The organism is Lentzea kentuckyensis (assembly GCF_002150765.1).
Lineage (GTDB): Bacteria > Actinomycetota > Actinomycetes > Mycobacteriales > Pseudonocardiaceae > Lentzea > Lentzea kentuckyensis.
Window position 1 is genome coordinate 1 of the sequence record NZ_MUYM01000018.1, and the last position, 16,581, is coordinate 16,581.

General features: G+C 68.8%; 15 protein-coding genes and 1 pseudogene. 10 read left to right on the forward strand and 6 right to left on the reverse strand.

Annotated features, from left to right (window positions below):
* Positions 1–74: 74 nt before the first annotated feature.
* Complete coding sequence (locus tag B0F77_RS11800; protein ID WP_086662958.1) at positions 75–443, reverse strand: MerR family transcriptional regulator; 369 nt, start codon at positions 441–443, stop codon at positions 75–77.
* Between the two features lie 75 nt (positions 444–518).
* On the opposite strand from B0F77_RS11800, the gene B0F77_RS11805 reads away from it, so the two are divergent.
* A complete protein-coding gene (locus tag B0F77_RS11805) occupies positions 519–1,724 on the forward strand; it encodes an MFS transporter (RefSeq protein WP_245847975.1) in 1,206 nt (401 codons plus the stop codon).
* A 16-nt stretch (positions 1,725–1,740) separates the two neighbouring features.
* On the opposite strand, the gene B0F77_RS11810 is transcribed toward B0F77_RS11805, so the two are convergent.
* On the reverse strand, positions 1,741–2,748 hold the full coding sequence (locus B0F77_RS11810) for a Gfo/Idh/MocA family protein (RefSeq protein ID WP_086662898.1): 1,008 nt from the start codon (positions 2,746–2,748) through the stop codon (positions 1,741–1,743).
* 187 nt (positions 2,749–2,935) lie between these two features.
* Here B0F77_RS11810 and B0F77_RS11815 point away from each other — a divergent pair, with 187 nt between their 5' ends.
* Positions 2,936–4,222 (forward strand): bifunctional o-acetylhomoserine/o-acetylserine sulfhydrylase, encoded by a 1,287-nt coding sequence (locus tag B0F77_RS11815; protein ID WP_086662899.1) that lies wholly within the window; start codon positions 2,936–2,938, stop codon positions 4,220–4,222.
* A complete protein-coding gene (metX, locus tag B0F77_RS11820; RefSeq protein ID WP_086662900.1) occupies positions 4,222–5,235 on the forward strand; it encodes a homoserine O-acetyltransferase MetX in 1,014 nt (337 codons plus the stop codon). The genes B0F77_RS11815 and metX overlap by 1 nt, the downstream gene beginning before the upstream one ends.
* Here metX and B0F77_RS11825 read toward each other — a convergent pair.
* Positions 5,198–5,884 (reverse strand): TioE family transcriptional regulator, encoded by a 687-nt coding sequence (locus tag B0F77_RS11825; protein WP_245847977.1) that lies wholly within the window; start codon positions 5,882–5,884, stop codon positions 5,198–5,200. The two genes, metX and B0F77_RS11825, sit on opposite strands and share 38 nt — an antisense overlap.
* Positions 5,885–5,963: 79 nt before the next feature.
* On the opposite strand from B0F77_RS11825, the gene B0F77_RS11830 reads away from it, so the two are divergent.
* Entirely contained in the window at positions 5,964–7,076 is a 1,113-nt protein-coding gene (locus tag B0F77_RS11830; RefSeq protein WP_086662901.1) for an erythromycin esterase family protein, read from the forward strand.
* Here B0F77_RS11830 and B0F77_RS11835 read toward each other — a convergent pair.
* On the reverse strand, positions 7,048–7,554 hold the full coding sequence (locus B0F77_RS11835; RefSeq protein ID WP_086662902.1) for a hypothetical protein: 507 nt from the start codon (positions 7,552–7,554) through the stop codon (positions 7,048–7,050). The genes B0F77_RS11830 and B0F77_RS11835 overlap by 29 nt on opposite strands.
* Before the next feature lie 120 nt (positions 7,555–7,674).
* Between B0F77_RS11835 and B0F77_RS11840 the strand changes: the two genes are divergently transcribed.
* The 4 genes and pseudogenes from B0F77_RS11840 to B0F77_RS49695 form a co-directional block, all read left to right on the forward strand.
* Complete coding sequence (locus B0F77_RS11840) at positions 7,675–8,814, forward strand: sensor histidine kinase (RefSeq protein ID WP_086662960.1); 1,140 nt, start codon at positions 7,675–7,677, stop codon at positions 8,812–8,814.
* Positions 8,811–9,464, forward strand: coding sequence for a response regulator (locus B0F77_RS11845; RefSeq protein WP_086662903.1), 654 nt, complete (start codon positions 8,811–8,813; stop codon positions 9,462–9,464). Before B0F77_RS11840 ends, B0F77_RS11845 begins: the two co-directional genes overlap by 4 nt.
* 62 nt (positions 9,465–9,526) lie before the next feature.
* The gene (locus tag B0F77_RS11850) at positions 9,527–10,237 is read left to right on the forward strand and encodes an alpha/beta hydrolase (RefSeq protein ID WP_086662904.1); all 711 of its coding nucleotides are present in this window, start codon (positions 9,527–9,529) and stop codon (positions 10,235–10,237) included.
* A gap of 65 nt (positions 10,238–10,302) precedes the next feature.
* Positions 10,303–11,070: pseudogene (locus B0F77_RS49695) on the forward strand (acyltransferase family protein); the annotation flags it as partial.
* Here B0F77_RS49695 and B0F77_RS11860 read toward each other — a convergent pair.
* Both B0F77_RS11860 and B0F77_RS11865 read right to left on the reverse strand, forming a co-directional pair.
* Positions 11,030–13,090 carry a phospholipase A2 gene (locus B0F77_RS11860; RefSeq protein ID WP_086662906.1) on the reverse strand — a complete coding sequence of 687 codons (2,061 nt, stop codon included), beginning with the start codon at positions 13,088–13,090 and terminating at the stop codon, positions 11,030–11,032. The pseudogene B0F77_RS49695 and the gene B0F77_RS11860 sit on opposite strands and share 41 nt — an antisense overlap.
* 134 nt (positions 13,091–13,224) lie before the next feature.
* On the reverse strand, positions 13,225–13,797 hold the full coding sequence (locus tag B0F77_RS11865; protein ID WP_086662907.1) for an SACE_7040 family transcriptional regulator: 573 nt from the start codon (positions 13,795–13,797) through the stop codon (positions 13,225–13,227).
* A 271-nt stretch (positions 13,798–14,068) separates the two neighbouring features.
* Here B0F77_RS11865 and B0F77_RS11870 point away from each other — a divergent pair, with 271 nt between their 5' ends.
* On the forward strand, positions 14,069–14,854 hold the full coding sequence (locus tag B0F77_RS11870) for an SGNH/GDSL hydrolase family protein (RefSeq protein ID WP_086662908.1): 786 nt from the start codon (positions 14,069–14,071) through the stop codon (positions 14,852–14,854).
* 136 nt (positions 14,855–14,990) lie between these two features.
* Positions 14,991–16,580 (forward strand): carboxyl transferase domain-containing protein, encoded by a 1,590-nt coding sequence (locus B0F77_RS11875; protein WP_086662909.1) that lies wholly within the window; start codon positions 14,991–14,993, stop codon positions 16,578–16,580.
* Position 16,581 lies beyond the last annotated feature (1 nt).

The following is a 16,581-nucleotide window of genomic DNA, read 5'->3' on the forward strand; positions in this document are numbered from 1 at the left end:
GCGCTGTATCGGCGGGGGGCGGCAGGGGTGTTGTATCCGCCGTTGGTGCGGGGTTGAGGACGCGACCTAGCGGGTCAGCGCCGTGCGCGGGTTGACGGCGCCGCGGTGATCACGGTGTCCAGGATCTGGCGGGACGTGGTGAGGTCCTCGATGGCCTGGTCGATCCGGTCGCGTTCCTGGCGCAGCTGTGCGACGAGGTCCGGGCAGGTGGGCACCAGTCGCTCGTCGTCCTCGCGGATGCACGGCAACACCGAGGAGATCGTCGCGGTGGACAGCCCGGCGGCCAGCAGGCCTCGGATCCGGCGCACCACGGCGACGTCGGAGCACAGGTACTCCCGGTATCCGCTCGGTCGGCGCTGCGGGTGCAGCAGCCCCTGCTCTTCGTAGTAGCGCAACAGCCGCTGGCTCACGCCACTACGCCGGGACAACTCGCCGATCTTGATCGTCTGCACCGACACTGCGACCCCCGCCACACCACATTGACTCTCACATCGATGTGAGAGTTTACGGTCCGCGTCATGGCATCCACAACGACCTCACCTGGCGCTCCGGCACCCGCCGCGACGGGGCGTGCCGTCCCGATCATGGCCGGTTTCCTCCTGTGCATCTTCGCGATCGGCACGGCCGAACTGCTGGTGAGCGGCCTGCTGCCGCAGATCGCGGCCAGCGTGCACGTTTCCACGGCCAGCACTGGCCAGCTCGTCACCGCATATGCCCTCGGCGTGGTGATCGGCGGTCCGCTGCTCACCGTGCTCACCGCGCGGATGCCCCGCAAAGGTCTGGTGCTCGGGCTGATCGCGCTGTTCGTCGCCGGGAGCCTGCTCAGCGCGGCGGCGACCTCCTACGGTCTGCTGGTGGCCAGCCGCGTGGTGGCCGCGCTGTCCCAAGGAACGCTGTTCGCCATCTCCATGGTCGTGGTCACGACCGTCGTGCCACCCGACCGTGCCGGGCGCGCCATCGCCACCGTGGTCTCCGGACTCACCGTCGCGACCGTGCTCGGGGTTCCCCTCGGGGCCCTGCTCGGCCAGGCGTTCGGCTGGCGAACACCGTTTCTGGTCGTCGCGGTCATCGCCGCGGCAGGCGGTGCGGTGCTGGCCGTGGCGATGCCGCGCACACCAGCGCCGACCAACGGCGCCCGGTCCGAGTTTCGGGTCCTGCTGCGGCGTCCGGTGCTGCTCGCCATCACCACGACCGCCATCGGGTTCGCCGGAGTCGGCACCGTGCTGACCTACCTCGTGCCGCTGTTGACTCAGGTCAGCGGCTTCTCCGGTGGCATGGCGTCCGCGCTGCTGCTCGCCTACGGCGTCGGTAGCCTGCTGGGCAACCTCGCCGCCGGCCGGCTCACCGACATCTCACCGACCATGACGGTGCGGATCGTGTTCCTCGGCTTGACGGTGATCCTGGCCGTCCTGCCGTTCGCCGTCCCCTCACAGCCGGCCGCCATCGTGGCGGTGCTCGCCTTCGGTTTGCTGGCCACCGCCACGATCGCGCCGTTGCAGGGCCTGATCCTTCAGCACGCCGCGGACGCACCCACCCTGTCGGTCGCCGTCAACGTCAGCGGGTTCAACCTCGCCAACGCGCTCGGCGCCGCACTCGGCGGCGGCATCGTCGCCGTGGGCGCGTTGCGCTGGACCGGCCTGGCCGGCGCTGTCCTCGCTCTGGCCGGTCTCGGCCTGTCCTGGCTGGCCACATCCCGCACGACAACCGCCAGCGGAACGAAATAGCCCCCCGGTTCGGCGGTCAGAGGCTGATCGAGTCGCCTGTGGCGGCCGATTGTTTGGCCGCTTCGATCACTTCTAGGCCGGTGACTGCGTCATGAGGTGACACCGGGGCGGTGCCGGTGGCCACTGCGGCGTAGAAGTCCTGGTAGGCGCCTGGTTCGGTGCGGTGAGGCCGGCCGCCCAGCGTGCCCCAGGCAGATTCGGGTTCCTCGCCCCAGCCCTGGCCGGCCGGCGTTTCGCCCGCCTTGAGGCACTCCTCCTGCGGGTCCATGCCGTACTTCACGTAGGCGGCGTCGTGGCCGAGGACGCGGAAGCGCGGACCCAGGTCGGCGGCCAGGGCGCTCATCCAGAGGTGGGAGCGGACGCCGCCGTCGTGGGTCAGGGAAAGGAAGACGTCGTCGTCGGCTCGCGCGCCGGGGCGGACGGTGGCGATTTCGGCGTGCACCGACGAGGGGCGGCCGAAGAGGGCCACGGACTGGTCGACCAGGTGGGTGCCCAGGTCGAAGAGGATGCTGCCCAGGTCGGCCGGGTCGCCGGATTCCTTCCAGGACGACTTGATCTCCGGGCGGTACCGCTCGAAGCGGGACTCGAACCGGTGGACCGTGCCCAGGGTCTTGGCGGACAGGAGTTTCTGGACGGTCAGGAAGTCGCCGTCCCAGCGGCGGTTGTGGAACGGGACGAGCATCAGGCCTTTCGACGAGGCGATGGAGGCCAGGGCTCTGGCTTCGGCGGCTGAGGCGGCGAAGGGTTTGTCCACCACGACGTTGAGGCCGTGTTCCAGGACCTGGCGGGCGTGGGTGGCGTGGAAGCGGTTCGGGGTGGTGATGACCACCAGGTCGAAGTTGCCGGACCAGACCTCGTCCAGAGTGGACAGCAGGCGGGCGGCCGGGTAGCGCGCTGCCACCTCGGCTTGGCGGGCCGGGTTCGAGGTGACCACGGCTGAGAGGTTCAGGCCGGGGGTTGCCTCGATGAACGGGGCGTGGAAGGCCGCCCCACCTAGTCCGTAGCCGACCAGAGCTGTGCGCATGCGATCAGCCTAGGCGGTCTCACCTGGTGGACGGGGTGTTGGAGCGGCCGGGCGGGGCCCTACCTTCGTCGGCATGACCAAGCTGCTGGTTAGCCGGCGCCACGTGGACTACGTGCGCGTCACCAGCATGGCTTGTCGTCGCTTCCGTTGATCCGACCCCAAAACGGCGAACAACTGGAGCACAGCCATGTCCTGGTCCTTTGAGACTGCGCAGATTCACGCGGGCGCCGCGCCCGATCCGGCCACTGGTGCTCGCGCCACGCCGATTTACCAGACCACCTCGTACGTTTTCCGGGACACGCAGCACGGCGCGGACCTGTTCGCGTTGGCGGAGCCGGGAAACATCTACACGCGCATCAACAATCCGACGCAGGACGTGCTGGAGCAGCGGGTCGCCGCGCTCGAGGGCGGGGTGGCGGCGGTCGCGTTCGCGTCCGGGCAGGCGGCCGAGACCGCTGCGATCCTGAACCTGGCCAAGGTCGGGGATCACCTGGTGTCCAGTGCGTCGCTGTACGGCGGCACGTACAACCTGTTCCATTACACGTTGCCCAAGCTGGGCATCGAAGTGTCGTTTGTGGACGATCCCGACGACCTGGACGAGTGGCGGGCGGCGATCAGGCCCAACACTAAGCTGTTGTTCGGGGAGTCGTTGGCCAACCCGCGCAGCCATGTGCTCGACATCGAGGGCATCGCGCAAGTGGCGCACGAGAACGACATCCCGTTGGTCGTCGACAACACGGTGCCCACGCCGTACCTGCTCAAGCCGCTGGAGCACGGTGCGGACATCGTCATCCACTCCGCCACGAAATACCTGGGCGGGCACGGGACGGCCATCGCCGGCGTGGTGGTGGACGGTGGGAAGTTCGAGTACGGCGCGGAGAAGTTCCCGGACTTCCACGAGCCCGACCCGAGCTACAACGGCCTGCGGTACTGGCCGGTGCTCGGGCATGGCGCGTTCGCGGCCAAGTTGCGGGTGCAGGGGTTGCGGGACACGGGGGCGGCGATCGCGCCGTTGACCAGTTTCCTGGTGATCCAGGGGATTGAGACGTTGTCGCTGCGCATCGAGCGGCACGTGCAGAACGCGCAAGCGCTTGCGGAGTGGTTGGAGGAGCGGGACGAGGTCGAGAAGGTCCACTACGCGGGGCTGGTTTCGTCACCGTTCCACGCCAACGCGCGGAAGTACCTGCCCAAGGGCGCGGGCGCGGTGGTCAGTTTCGAGCTGCGCGGGGGTGCCGAGGCCGGACGGGCGTTCGTCGACGGCACGAGTTTGTTCAGCCAGCTGGTGAACATCGGTGACGTGCGGTCGTTGATCGTGCACCCGGCTTCGACCACGCACAGCCAGTTGACGCCCGAGGAGCAGCTCGTCACGGGTGTCACGCCCGGACTGGTGCGGTTGTCGGTCGGACTGGAGGGGCTGGAGGACCTCAAGGCCGACCTGGAGGCGGGCTTCACCGCCGCGAAGTCCGAGTTGTAGTGGGCGGCTGGCGCTTCGGCGACCCGAACGGGCGGCGGAAGTGGTTCAGCCACACCGAACCGCTCGCCGGGTTGCCGGGTTTCCAGCTCGCGTACGAGACGTGGGGGACCTTGAACGCGGAGGCCTCCAACGCGGTGCTCGTGCTCCACGCCCTCACCGGTGACAGCCATGTCGCCGGGGGCGTGGAGCCGGGTCATCCGACGCCGGGCTGGTGGGAGTCGTTGGTGGGGCAGGGGAAGCCGCTGGACGGGTTCTTCGTGGTCGCGCCGAACGTGCTGGGCGGGTGTCAGGGCAGCACGGGGCCGTGGCAGTACCCGGTGTTCCCGGACATCACGATCAGGGACCAGGTCGAGGCCGAGGTGCACCTCGCGGACTTCCTGGGCATCGACCGGTGGGCCGCGGTGCTCGGCGGGTCGATGGGCGGGATGCGGGCGGTCGAGTGGGCGGTCGGGCAACCGGAACGGGTGCGGTCGTTGCTGTTGCTGGCGACCACGGCCGCGGCGTCGGCGGAACAGATCGGGCTGGCGTCGGCGCAGGTGCACGCGATCAGGGCCAGCCCGGTGGAAGGGCTGGGGATCGCGCGGCGGATCGCGCACCTGAGCTATCGCAGTGAGCAGGAGCTGCAGGCGAGATTCGGGCGCGGCAGGCAGGAGGACGGACGGTTCGAGGTCGAGTCCTATTTGGACCATCACGCGGCGAAGCTCACCCGCAGGTTCGACGCGGACAGCTATGTCACGTTGACGGAGGCGATGAACTCGCACGACGTCGGACGTGGCCGGGGTGGGATCAGGGCGGCGCTGCGCAGGGTCGAGGCGCGCACGATCGTCGCCGGGGTGGACTCGGATCGGCTCTATCCGTTGGCGCAGCAACGAGAACTGGCGGCGGGCATCCCGGGCGCCGACGACCTCAGGGTGATCGCGTCACCGTACGGGCACGACGCGTTCCTGATCGAGAGCGAACAGGTGGGTGCGCTCGTCACGGAACTTGTGCCCGCGCACTCAGGTAGTCGTTGAGTCGTGCCGAGGCGGCGAGCATGGCCAGGCCCCGCGCGGTGAGGCGGTGACGCCAGTCGGTCAGGGCCGCGCCCAACGTCTCGGTGCCGCCCGCCGTCCGGATCTGCCGCACCACCAAGGCGATCCGGGTCAACGGGTAACCGCCGCGCCGCAGCAGGTGGGCCAGTTCGGCGTCGCGCACGTCCTCGGCGCTGAACGTGCGGTAGCCGGTCGATTCGCGTGCGGGAGCGAGGATTCCGGCCTCCTCCCACGCGCGCAGGGTCGCGGGGGTGACGTCGAGGCGACGGGCGAGCTCTCCGATCGTGCGCGGTTCCAGGACCGGTTCGAAGCCGGTCAGGTCCTGCACGGCGCGGCTGACCGAGTCGAGGGTTTCGCGGTCGCGGAGGAGTTGCTCATGGCCGCGGTCGATCCTCAGCAGCACGTCGTCCAGCGAACCGGTGTGGATCGCGTTCATGATCTGGCCGGCCAGCGCGTGTCCGTAGGCGGGAACCAGCGCGACGAACGTGCGCAGGGCGGCGGCGTGCACCGGCGTGTAGACGCGGTAGCCGGACGGGGTGCGGTCGGCGGGCGGGATGAAGCCGGATTGCTCGTAGTTGCGCACGGCCTGCGTCGAGATACCGTGTTCACGGGCGAGGTCGGCTGGACGCACGGTTGAGACTTTAGCGCCACTCAAAGCCTGAAAAAGCGCGAAAGTTTCAACCGAAGTTTCAATGTTACGGTTGAACCACATGAGCCAGGACATTCGCGACTTCACCAGTCCCTTCACCGAGCTCTTGGCGTTCGGCGAGCCGACGCACCTCGAGCACGCCCACACCTGGATCCGCAACGAGCTGTTCGAGCAGCTCGCCGCGCTGGGCTTCCGCTCGATCACCCTGGAGACCTGCCGTGTCAGGGGACTCCTGGTCGACGACTACGTGCGGGGCGGCCCCGGCGACCTCGACACGATCATGGAGCAGGGCTTCTCCCACAACTTCGGGCAGTGGCCGGCCAACCGCGAGCTGGTCGCGTGGATGCGCGAGTACAACGCGGACAAACCGGCAGGAGAACGACTGGCGTTCCACGGCTTCGACTTCCAGACCGAGACGACCAGCGCGCCCAGCCCGCGGCTCTACCTCGAACACGCCCGCGACTACCTGGGCGAGGACGTGGATCTCACGATCGACGACGAGAAGTGGAGCCGCGACGAGGCGGTGCTGGACCTCACCAAGTCACCCGGTCAGTCCGAAGAGGCCATCTGGCTGCGCGAGATCGGCACGGGGATGCTCAAGCGGCTGTACGAGCGCAGGACCACCGACGACGCCTGGACGCGCGCGGAGACGCACCTCACGGCCGCGCTGAGCCTGCTGCAGTACCACCGGGAGTGTGCCGAGCCGAACCCGTTGGGAGTGCGGCTCAACCGGCTGTGTCAGATGCGCGACGGCGTGATGGCCCGCAACCTGCTGGCGATCCGCCGGATCGAGGCCGGCCGTGGTCCCACGTTCGTGTTCGCGCACAACTCCCACCTGCAGCGGACGAACAGCTCGATGGAGATGGGCGGCGAGCGGATCGAGTGGTTCTCCGCGGGCGCACTGGTGGCGCCGATCCTGGGTGACCAGTACACGGTCATCGGGGGCACGCTCGGGCGCAACGACACGTTCGGGTTGGGTGAACCGGACAAAGCCACCCTCGAAGGCCGGCTGCAGAGCCGGTTCACGACCTGGGGCATGACCGAGGACAAGCCGCAGGGCGCGGTTCGCACGGACGCGGAGCAGGTGTGGGCCTACTTCCCGCTCGACCAGCACCTGATGGACGGTGTGGACGCGCTGCTGCACGTCAGGGTTGGTCGTCCAGTGACGCGGTGATCCACGGCGCGACGGGCAGGTCGCGCGTCTCGCATTCGATCGCCAGCTTCAGGGTCCACCGCAGGGCTTGTAAAACGACCGTCGCGAGCTCCTGCGGTGCCCCGTTGGCCAGGGCGATCTCGATCTGCTCCGAGGCCGCGTCCTGATCTCCGTGCACCTCGGCCAGCAACGCCCGGATCGCGGTGCGCACGGGCGGGTCCGCGTCGTCGATCTGGACCTCGCGGCCCTCCTCGTCGAAGACCTGCATCTTCACCGGCGTGGCGCCACCGGAACCGAGCGCGCCGACCATGCTGCTGCACTCGGCGAACAGCAACAGCACCAGCTCACGGATCTCCTCGTTGCCCTCGGGCGACCCGCTGAGGTAGCCGGTCACGAGGTCCACCGCCACAGCGTCCTCACCGGCCCTGGCCGCAGCCAGCGCCTCACCGGCCACGGCGGTCAGCCGTGCCCAGCGATCTGGATCCTGTGGTGGTCTCACAGGTACTGCCTACCGCGCGGTGTGACGCGTTCGCAATGCCCCATCTTGATCAGAGTGCTACCGGGGTATGTCACTCCGCAGGTCAATGTGGGATTCAGCGAATCCACCTAGCATCGGGTGGTGTTCCGCACGCTGTACCGGACGATTCTCGGTCCCGATCGCACCCGAGTGCTCACGAAGGCGCTCGGCAGGCTCCGCGTTCCCGCCCACGCCGCGTTGATCATCTACGGGTTGATCTGGGCGATCATCGCCAGCGCGCAGTACGTGGGCGACGAGGTCATGCCCCAGGACCGGGCACACGTCGTCGCGTGGTGGGTGCCCATCTTCTTCGTCACCTTGCTGCCGTACGTGCTGCTGATCTGGTCCCCGCTCTACGCCTGGCGGCTGGCCGCGGCCGGGTACTACTTCGTCGCCCTGCTCATGGGCGGCGACGGTGGCGCGCCCTTCCAGTACTGGACCACGGTTCCGCTCTTCGTCGCGGTGGCGGCCTTCTACTCGGGACCGATCGTCACCACCGTGACGTTGATCAGCACGCTGCTGGTTCCGCTCGTCGAACGGCAGGAGGCCTCGTGGGCGTTCGCCGTGCCCGTGATCGCGGCCGTCGTCTACCTCCTCGGTGCACGTGGGCGCGCCGAGCGGGAGCTGGAAGAGGAGCGCAACTCCAAAGCGGCCCTCGAGGAACGTGCCCGCATCGCGCGCGAGATGCACGACGTCGTGGCGCATCACATGTCGATGGTGGTCGTGAGGTGCGAGACCGCGCCCTATCGCCTCCAGGGGTTGAGCGAGAAGGCCGAGCAGGAGTTCAGGGAGCTCGGCCAGGCTGCGCGGGAAGCCATCACCGACATGCAACGACTGCTCGGCGTGCTCAGGACCAACGGGCAGGGGCCGGAACGTGAACCGCAGCCCGGCATCAGCCGAATCCCCGAGCTGGCGAGGCCCGGCGACGAGGCCGAGGTCGACGTGGACGACGTGCCGGAGGCGGTCGGGCTGACCGCGTACCGGATCGTTCAGGAGGCGCTCACGAACGCCACGAGGCACGCGCCGGGCTCGAAGGCGTCCGTCCACGTGCACAAGAACGAGGGCCTGCTGGACGTGCTGGTGATCAACACCGCCGGGGGACCGTCCACAGGCGGCGGCAGTGGGCAGGGTTTGGTGGGCATGCGTGAACGCGTCGCGGTGCACGGTGGCACGCTGACCGTGAAGTCGACCGAGGACGGCGGCTTCATGGTGCGCGCGAGGATTCCGTTGGGGGACAAGTGATCAGGGTGGTCGTGGTGGACGACCAGGAGATGGTGCGCGAGGGGTTCTCCGCGTTGCTCAACGCGCAGGAGGACATCGAGGTGGTCGGCGCCGCGGGTGACGGCGTCGAGGGTGTCGCACTCGCGCGCAACGTCCAGCCGGACGTCGTGCTGATGGACGTGCGCATGCCGGAGATGGACGGCCTGACCGCCACGCGGCTGCTGCTCGACGGCTCGCTGGGGACCAAGATCCTCGTGCTGACCACGTTCGACCTCGACGACTACGTCTACGAGGCGTTGCAGGCCGGCGCGAGCGGGTTCCTGCTCAAGCACGCGCCCGCCCGTGAGCTGCTCAACGCCGTCCGCGTGGTCGCCGCCGGCGAGGCGTTGCTGGCGCCTTCGATCACCAAGCGGCTGATCGAGGACTTCGTGAAGTCCCGCCGCAGCGAACGCGTCCGGCCCGCGCAGCTCTCCGTCCTGACCGAACGCGAGACCGAGATCCTCGTGCTGGTCGCGCAGGGCCTGTCGAACACCGAGATCGCCGCGCATCTGGTGCTGGCCGAGCAGACCGTCAAGACGCACGTGAGCCGCGTGCTCACCAAACTCGGCCTCCGCGACCGCGCCCAGGCCGTCATCGCGGCGTACGAGACCGGCCTCGTAGTACCGGGGTAGCAGCGGTAAAACAGCACGTCAGAGGGACGATCGGCAGGGTGTCGTCTTCTTAGTTTCGGTTCATGCGCCGAGCCGTCCTGTTCCTCCTGCTGATCGCCGTTCCGTCGATCTCGCCGTCGATCGCCGAGTGGCGTGCCGACGTCGCCCGCCGGGTCGCCATCGTCGGTGACCTCGCCACCGCTCGTGACGTCGTGATCGTCGTGCCGGGATCCGACGTGGACGTCGACCGGTTCGACCGGACCGTCGGGGCGATGGCGACCAACCTGTACCAGCAGGCGCACCGCGACGACCTCGCGGTGATCGCCTGGCTCGGTTACCGGACCCCGCAGGGCCTTGGTGTCGACGCGGCGACCGGAGGGCTTGCACGTCAAGGAGCTTCTGCGCTCGTGGAGTTCGTGAACGCGTTGCACACCAACGCGCGCATCCACGTTTTCGGGCACAGCTACGGCTCGATCGTGGTGTCGCTCGCGGCGCACGCGCTGAACGTGGACGACATCGTGTTCACCGGAAGTCCTGGTGTGCGGGCGAAATCGGTGGCGGAGTTGGGGACGCGTGCGCACGTCTGGGCGCTCCGGTCCAGCGGCGACTGGATGAGGTTCGTGCCCAACGTCCGGCTCTTCGACCTCGGGCACGGGACCGATCCGGCGTCGGACTCGTTCGGTGCGCAGGTGTTGCGGTTCGAGGGCGGCAAGCACGACACGTACTACGCGCCGGGCAGCGAGACGTTGAACGCGCTCGTCCGGATTGCTTCGGGTTCGGGGGAGACGCTGTGAGGAATCCGTTCATCGACGCCGTTCGCGCGATCGCCGTCGTCACCGTTGTGCTGGGCCACTGGCTGGTGACTTCGCTGGTGGACACGCCGACCGGGATGTACATCGACAGTCCGCTCAAGCACCTGCCCGGCCTCACACCGCTTTCGTGGGTGCTGCAAACGCTCGGCCTGTTCTTCTTCGTGGGCGGGTTCGCGGCAGCACACTCCCAGACGCCATTTCTGGTCCGGTTGAAGCAGTTGGCGATTCCAACGCTGCTGATGCTCGGGGTGTGGACCGCAGTCCTCTTCGGACTGTCGATGCGCGGAGTCGACCAGGGCACCGCGTACAACATCGGCTACCTGGTCACCACGCCACTGTGGTTCCTCGGCGTCCACCTGGTCCTGCTCGGGATGAAACCGTTGGTGCGCAAGTTGGACGAGTACTCGTGGGGTGTGCTCGTCCCGATCGTGCTGGTGCTGGTCGTCCCGTACGCCGTGTGGTGGGCGGCCTGGCAGCTCGGGTACTCGTTGGCGCGCAGGAGGATTCCCGGTCCGCCGCTGCTGGTGCTCGGCGTGCTGGGGTACGCGTTGCTGACGTCGTTCGGTGGCTACCCGGTCTCGGCCGTCGGCATCCCCGGAGCCGCCGTGTCGAACCTGAACCCGCCGAACTACGCGACGCTCGCACTGGCGTTCGCGCAGATCGGCCTGGTGCTCACGATCGCGCCGCTGCTGACCCGGGTCGGCACGACGAAACCCGTGCGGTGGCTGAACGAACGAGCGCTCGGGATCTTCCTGGCGCACCAGAGCGCGTTGGTCACCGTGTCGCTGGTGCTGCCGGGGCTCCAGCAACCACCAGATCATCCGGGCTGGGTGTGGCAACGAGTGCTGTGGCTGCCGGTGTGCGCGGCAGTGACCTGGGGATGGCTGCGAGCACTGCGAGGCCGATCGCCACGACGTGCAGCACCACCACCGGCTGAGCCGGTTCCAGCGCCAGCATCGGCGGAACGCACGCCAGCGCCGTGAGCAGCCACGGCAACCGGGTGTCGCAGCTGCCGGTGCGGGCGGTGTGGATCAGGTACCAGCCGAGCAGGAGGTGGATGACGTTCTGCAGCGGGTCCACCGGCAGCAGCACCAGCATCCCGTCGCCGAGGAACCCGCTCACCACGAACCCGAGCACGCCGAGCGTCCCGAACACCACGCCCATGCCGGTCGCGAGCCTGGTCCGGTGCGACTCGTGGGACAGGCGCGGGAACTTCACCAGGCGCCGTTCGAACCGGTGGAACAGCAGGACGAGCGGCACCAGCACCAGCACCAGCCAGATCGGCGCCTGCGTGAACCCGAGCAACCCGACCAGCGCGCCCACCCCGGCGAGGTACGCCAGGTACACCGTCATCGGTGCCCGGCGGGCGAAGTTCACGACGTGCCAGGAACGGCCCTGCAGCCGTGCGGCGACCCGGTCGCGTGCCAGCAGCGCGAGGCACACCTGCGCCACTCCGAGCACCATCATCGAGCGCGGGTAGTCGCTGAAGAACACCAGCGCGGGCAACGTGATCGCGCCCAGCGCGGCCAGAACCCTGCGCGACAGGTTCATCAGGGTGCCGTCGGCGTAGAAGAACCCGATCTGCTGCATCAGCAACGCGCCGATGATCAGGTTCGCGTACCCGCCGGTCTTCCAGTCCGTCGACGTGCGCGCGACCTCGACGACCATCGTCAGGAGCATCAGCACGAACGGCGTGGTGCGCCGGTAGTGCTGGTGCAGCCACGCGGCGGCGGGCGTCGCGGCCACCGCGAGCAGGTAGACCCCGAGGAACCACAACGGATGCGTGATCAGCCGGCTGTACGCGTCGACCTTGACGTCCAGCAGGTTCAGCGCCGCGAACAACACCACCCACAGCAGCACGAACGCGAGCACCGGCCGCAGCAGCCACGACGTCCGGCTCGACACCCAGCAGCCGAAGCCGCCCTCGTGCGCCTGCCAGCTGCGCAGGTTCGCGTGCCCGCCCGCGAAGAAGAACAGCGGCACCGCCTGCAACGCCCACAACCACGGCGTGCCGACGCCTCTGAGGTGCGCGAGGGTCGCCGCGGTCTCGCCGAGCACGAGGAGCACAAGGCTGAACAGGCGGAGGAACGTCGCGTAGCGGTCCTGTTCGGCGTGCGCCAGCTCCAGCGGCAGCGAGTTCGCGGTGCCGGCGTCCGCGTGCGGCAGGCTCGCGGTGCCGTCCTCGCGGCGACGGCCGTGCAGGCGGGCGAGCAGGAGGAACACCACGATCGCACTGCCGAACGCCCACGCCACCACCGGTTCGTGGCCAGGCGGCCCCCAGCGCTGCCGCCACGAGTTGAACTTCAGCCCCATCGCGTAGGTCTCGGCGACCGCGTGACAGCTCGCCTCCGAGCCGCGGGGGTTGATCCGGCACTGCATGTGCAGGTCGGCCGTGAGCCGGTCGTCCAGCGCCTTGCGCGCGTCCGGCCCGAGCGGATGCCCCTTGGCCTCGGCATAACGCAACAGGTCGTAGCCGAGATCGTGTGCGCGGCACCCGGCGCTGAAGTCCCACTCGGTGTCGCCGGCCGGCCCCGAGCACCCGCCCGAGGCGTCGACCACCCGTAACGTCCCGTCCGGCGCCGCAATGGTCTTGGGATCGCGCCCCATCTGCCGCGCGAAGTCCGACGGCAGGTTGACGGCCGGGTCGTGGGTCGAGGAGGGCTTCACGAACGCGTCGACGGCGTTCGCGGCGGCGACCACGTCACCGCTGAGCGGCACCCCGTCGTCCCCGTTGGCCGGTCTGGAGGCGATCACTCCGCAGACGAACACCGCGAGTGCGATGACCGTGAACCGGAACCATGCCGGGAGTCGGAGGAGGAGTGTGCGCGCGCCCATTGTCGCGCCAGGTTACGGAAGGGTCTCGGCTGATCGCCAATTCGCCAGTTCAGCCGCCCAGCCGGCGTGTGCCATGAACGGCGCTTTCGTGGACCTCAGGTCCACGAAAGCGCCGTTCATGGCTAGCACCTGCGTTAGGAGGTCACGACCGCCGGAGTGAGTGAGGCCAGCGCCATCCGGGACAGCAGCGCGGCCATCTGGTCGCGGTCGAGGTGCGCGCTGTGTGGAGTCGAGTTGATCAGCCCGAACACCGCGTGCGCAGCCGCCCGCGCGGTCGGCTCGTCGAAGTCCGGCACGGTCCGCCGGATCGTCTCCACCCACACCTCGACGTACCGGCGTTGTAAGGCCCGCACGCGCCGGCGGTCCGGGTCGGTGAGGTTGGCGAGGTTGCGCATCTGCACGGTGATGAGCGCCGGGTCGTCCAGCGCGAAGTCGACGTGCCAGCCGACCAGCTCCCGCAACGCCTCCTCGGCGCTCGACGCCGCTTCGACCCTGGTCTGGCCGCCGTCCAGCAGGCGTTCGGAGATCGACGTCAGCATCTCGCCGAGCATCGCGTCCTTGCTGCGGAAGTGGCGGTAGAGCGCCGGGCCGGAGATGCCCACGGCCGCGCCGATGTCGTCGATGCCCACCCCGTGGAAGCCGTGCCGGGCGAACAGTTCCGCCGCGGCGTTGAGGATCTGGTCCCGACGTGAGGGTTTATCGGCCACGGGAGGAGGTTAGCAGCCGTTTACCTGACGTCCGGGCCCGACAATTCCGCCGCTGCTGGAGCGCACGCTGGGGCCTTTCGTGCGCTCATGGTGAACGAAAGCTCCCCGCGTGCACTTCCGGCAGTGCGGTCGACGGTCGTCCGATGGGTTGAATTTCCGCAGGTGCAAGCCCTGATTGTTGACTATTGACGAATACTTCACACGGGTCTTACTCGCGAGTAACCATTGGCGTGCAATGCATCACCCCCTGCGGCCCCTTCGGGAGTCTTCGATGCGTCCTGCTCACTTCATCGCCTCGGTGGTCACCGCCGCCGCGGCCGTCATCGCGCTCGCCAACCCCGCCAGCGCGGCCCCCGTCAACTACGTCGCGCTCGGCGACTCGTACGCCTCCGGGCTCGGGACCGGCAGTTATGACGGTGCCAGCGGCAGCTGCAAGCGCGGCCCGCTCGCCTATCCGGCCCTGTGGGCGGCGGCGACAGCGCCCGCGAGTTTCAAGTCCGTCGCCTGTTCGGGAGCGAAGACGGGCGACGTCGTCAGCCAGGCGGCAGCCGTCACGTCGGCCACGAACCTGGTCACCGTGCAGGTCGGCGGCAACGACGCCGGCTTCACGGATGTCATCACCACGTGCACCTTCGGTTCGGACCAGGACTGCGTCAACCGGGTGAACCAGTCGAAGACCTACATCGCGAACACGCTTCCCGGGCTGCTCACCAACGTCTACGGCACGATCAGGGCGAAGTCCCCGTCGGCGCGTGTGGTCGTGCTCGGCTATCCGCGCATCTACAAGGTCCCCGGCACCTGCAGCGTGGGCCTGAGCGACACCAAGCGGGCCGCGATCAACGGCGGTTCGGACGCGCTGCACGACGCCATCAGCGCGCGGGCGGCCGCAGCCGGGGTCGGCTACATCGACGTGCGCGGGGTGTTCACCGGGCACGAGATCTGCTCGTCCGGCTGGTGGCTCAACAGCCTGAGCTGGCCGGTCGAGGAGTCGTACCACCCGAACCGGGCCGGTCACCAGAGCGGCTACCTGCCCGCGCTTCGGGCGGTCATCGGCTAGGTTATTCCGGAACGTGAGAGTGCCTGAAAGGGTCGTTGACCTGCGTTCGGGTCACTCTCCAGCCGTTCGTGTGGACCGCCAGGTTAGCGGGCGCTAACATGAGGATGTTAACGCCCGCTAACGTCATGGGGAGCTCATGGACGCGCCCGTCCTGCGCAGCGCCGCCGAGCCGTCGGACCGCTACGCCAAGGAGCACACCGCGCTCGTCGACGAGCTGCGCGGCAAGCTCGCCGCCGCCGCGCTCGGCGGTCCGGAGAAGGCACGCCAAAGGCACGTCGATCGCGGCAAGCTGCTGCCGCGCGAGCGGGTGGACACGCTGGTCGACCCCGGCTCGCCGTTCCTGGAGCTGTCGCCGCTCGCCGCGAACGGCATGTACGGCGACGAGGCACCGGCCGCGGGCATCATCACCGGCGTCGGGCGGGTGTCCGGCCGCGAGTGCGTGATCGTCGCCAACGACGCCACGGTCAAGGGCGGCACCTACTACCCGATCACCGTCAAGAAGCACCTGCGCGCGCAGGAAGTGGCGCTGCAGAACAACTTGCCGTGCATCTACCTGGTCGACAGCGGCGGTGCGTTCCTGCCCAAGCAGGACGACGTGTTCCCGGACCGCGAGCACTTCGGCCGGATCTTCTACAACCAGGCGACGATGTCCGCGAAGGGCATTCCGCAGATCGCGGCCGTGCTCGGGTCGTGCACCGCCGGTGGCGCGTACGTGCCGGCGATGAGCGACGAGGCGATCATCGTGCGGAACCAGGGCACGATCTTCCTCGGTGGCCCGCCGCTGGTGAAGGCCGCGACCGGCGAGGTTGTCAGCGCTGAGGATCTTGGCGGCGGCGATCTGCACTCGCGCACGTCCGGCGTCACCGACCACCTGGCGGAGAACGACGCGCACGCGTTGAGGATGGTCCGCTCGATCATCTCCACGCTCGGCCCGCGGGTCCCCAGGCCGTGGGACGTCGCACCGGTCGAGGCGCCGGTCGTCACGGACGATCTTTACGGTGTGGTGCCGACGGATTCCCGGACGCCCTACGACGTGCGCGAGGTGATCGCGCGGATCGTGGACGGTTCGAAGTTCCAGGAGTTCAAGAAGGAGTACGGGGCCACCCTGGTCACCGGCTTCGCCCGCATCCACGGCCATCCGGTCGGGATCGTCGCCAACAACGGCATCCTGTTCGGCGAGTCCGCCGTGAAGGGCGCGCACTTCATCCAGCTGTGCGACAAGCGGTCCATCCCGCTGGTGTTCCTGCAGAACATCACCGGGTTCATGGTCGGCCGAGAGTACGAGGCGGGCGGCATCGCCAAGCACGGCGCCAAGATGGTGACCGCGGTGGCCTGCGCGCGGGTGCCGAAGTTCACCGTGATCATCGGCGGCAGCTTCGGTGCCGGCAACTACTCGATGTGCGGCCGGGCGTACTCGCCGCGGTTCCTGTGGATGTGGCCGAACGCGCGGATCTCCGTGATGGGCGGCGAACAGGCGGCGTCGGTGCTCGCGACGGTGCGCCGCGACCAGCTCGGTGACGAGTGGTCCGCGGAGGACGAGGAGGCGTTCAAGGCGCCGATCCGCCAGCAGTACGAGGACCAGGGCAACCCGTACTACTCGACCGCGCGGCTGTGGGACGACGGTGTCATCGACCCGCGTGACACCCGCACGGTGCTCGGGCTGGCGTTGTCCAGCGCGGCGAACGCCCCCATCGACGATGTTTCCTACGGCGTCTTCCGGATGTGAT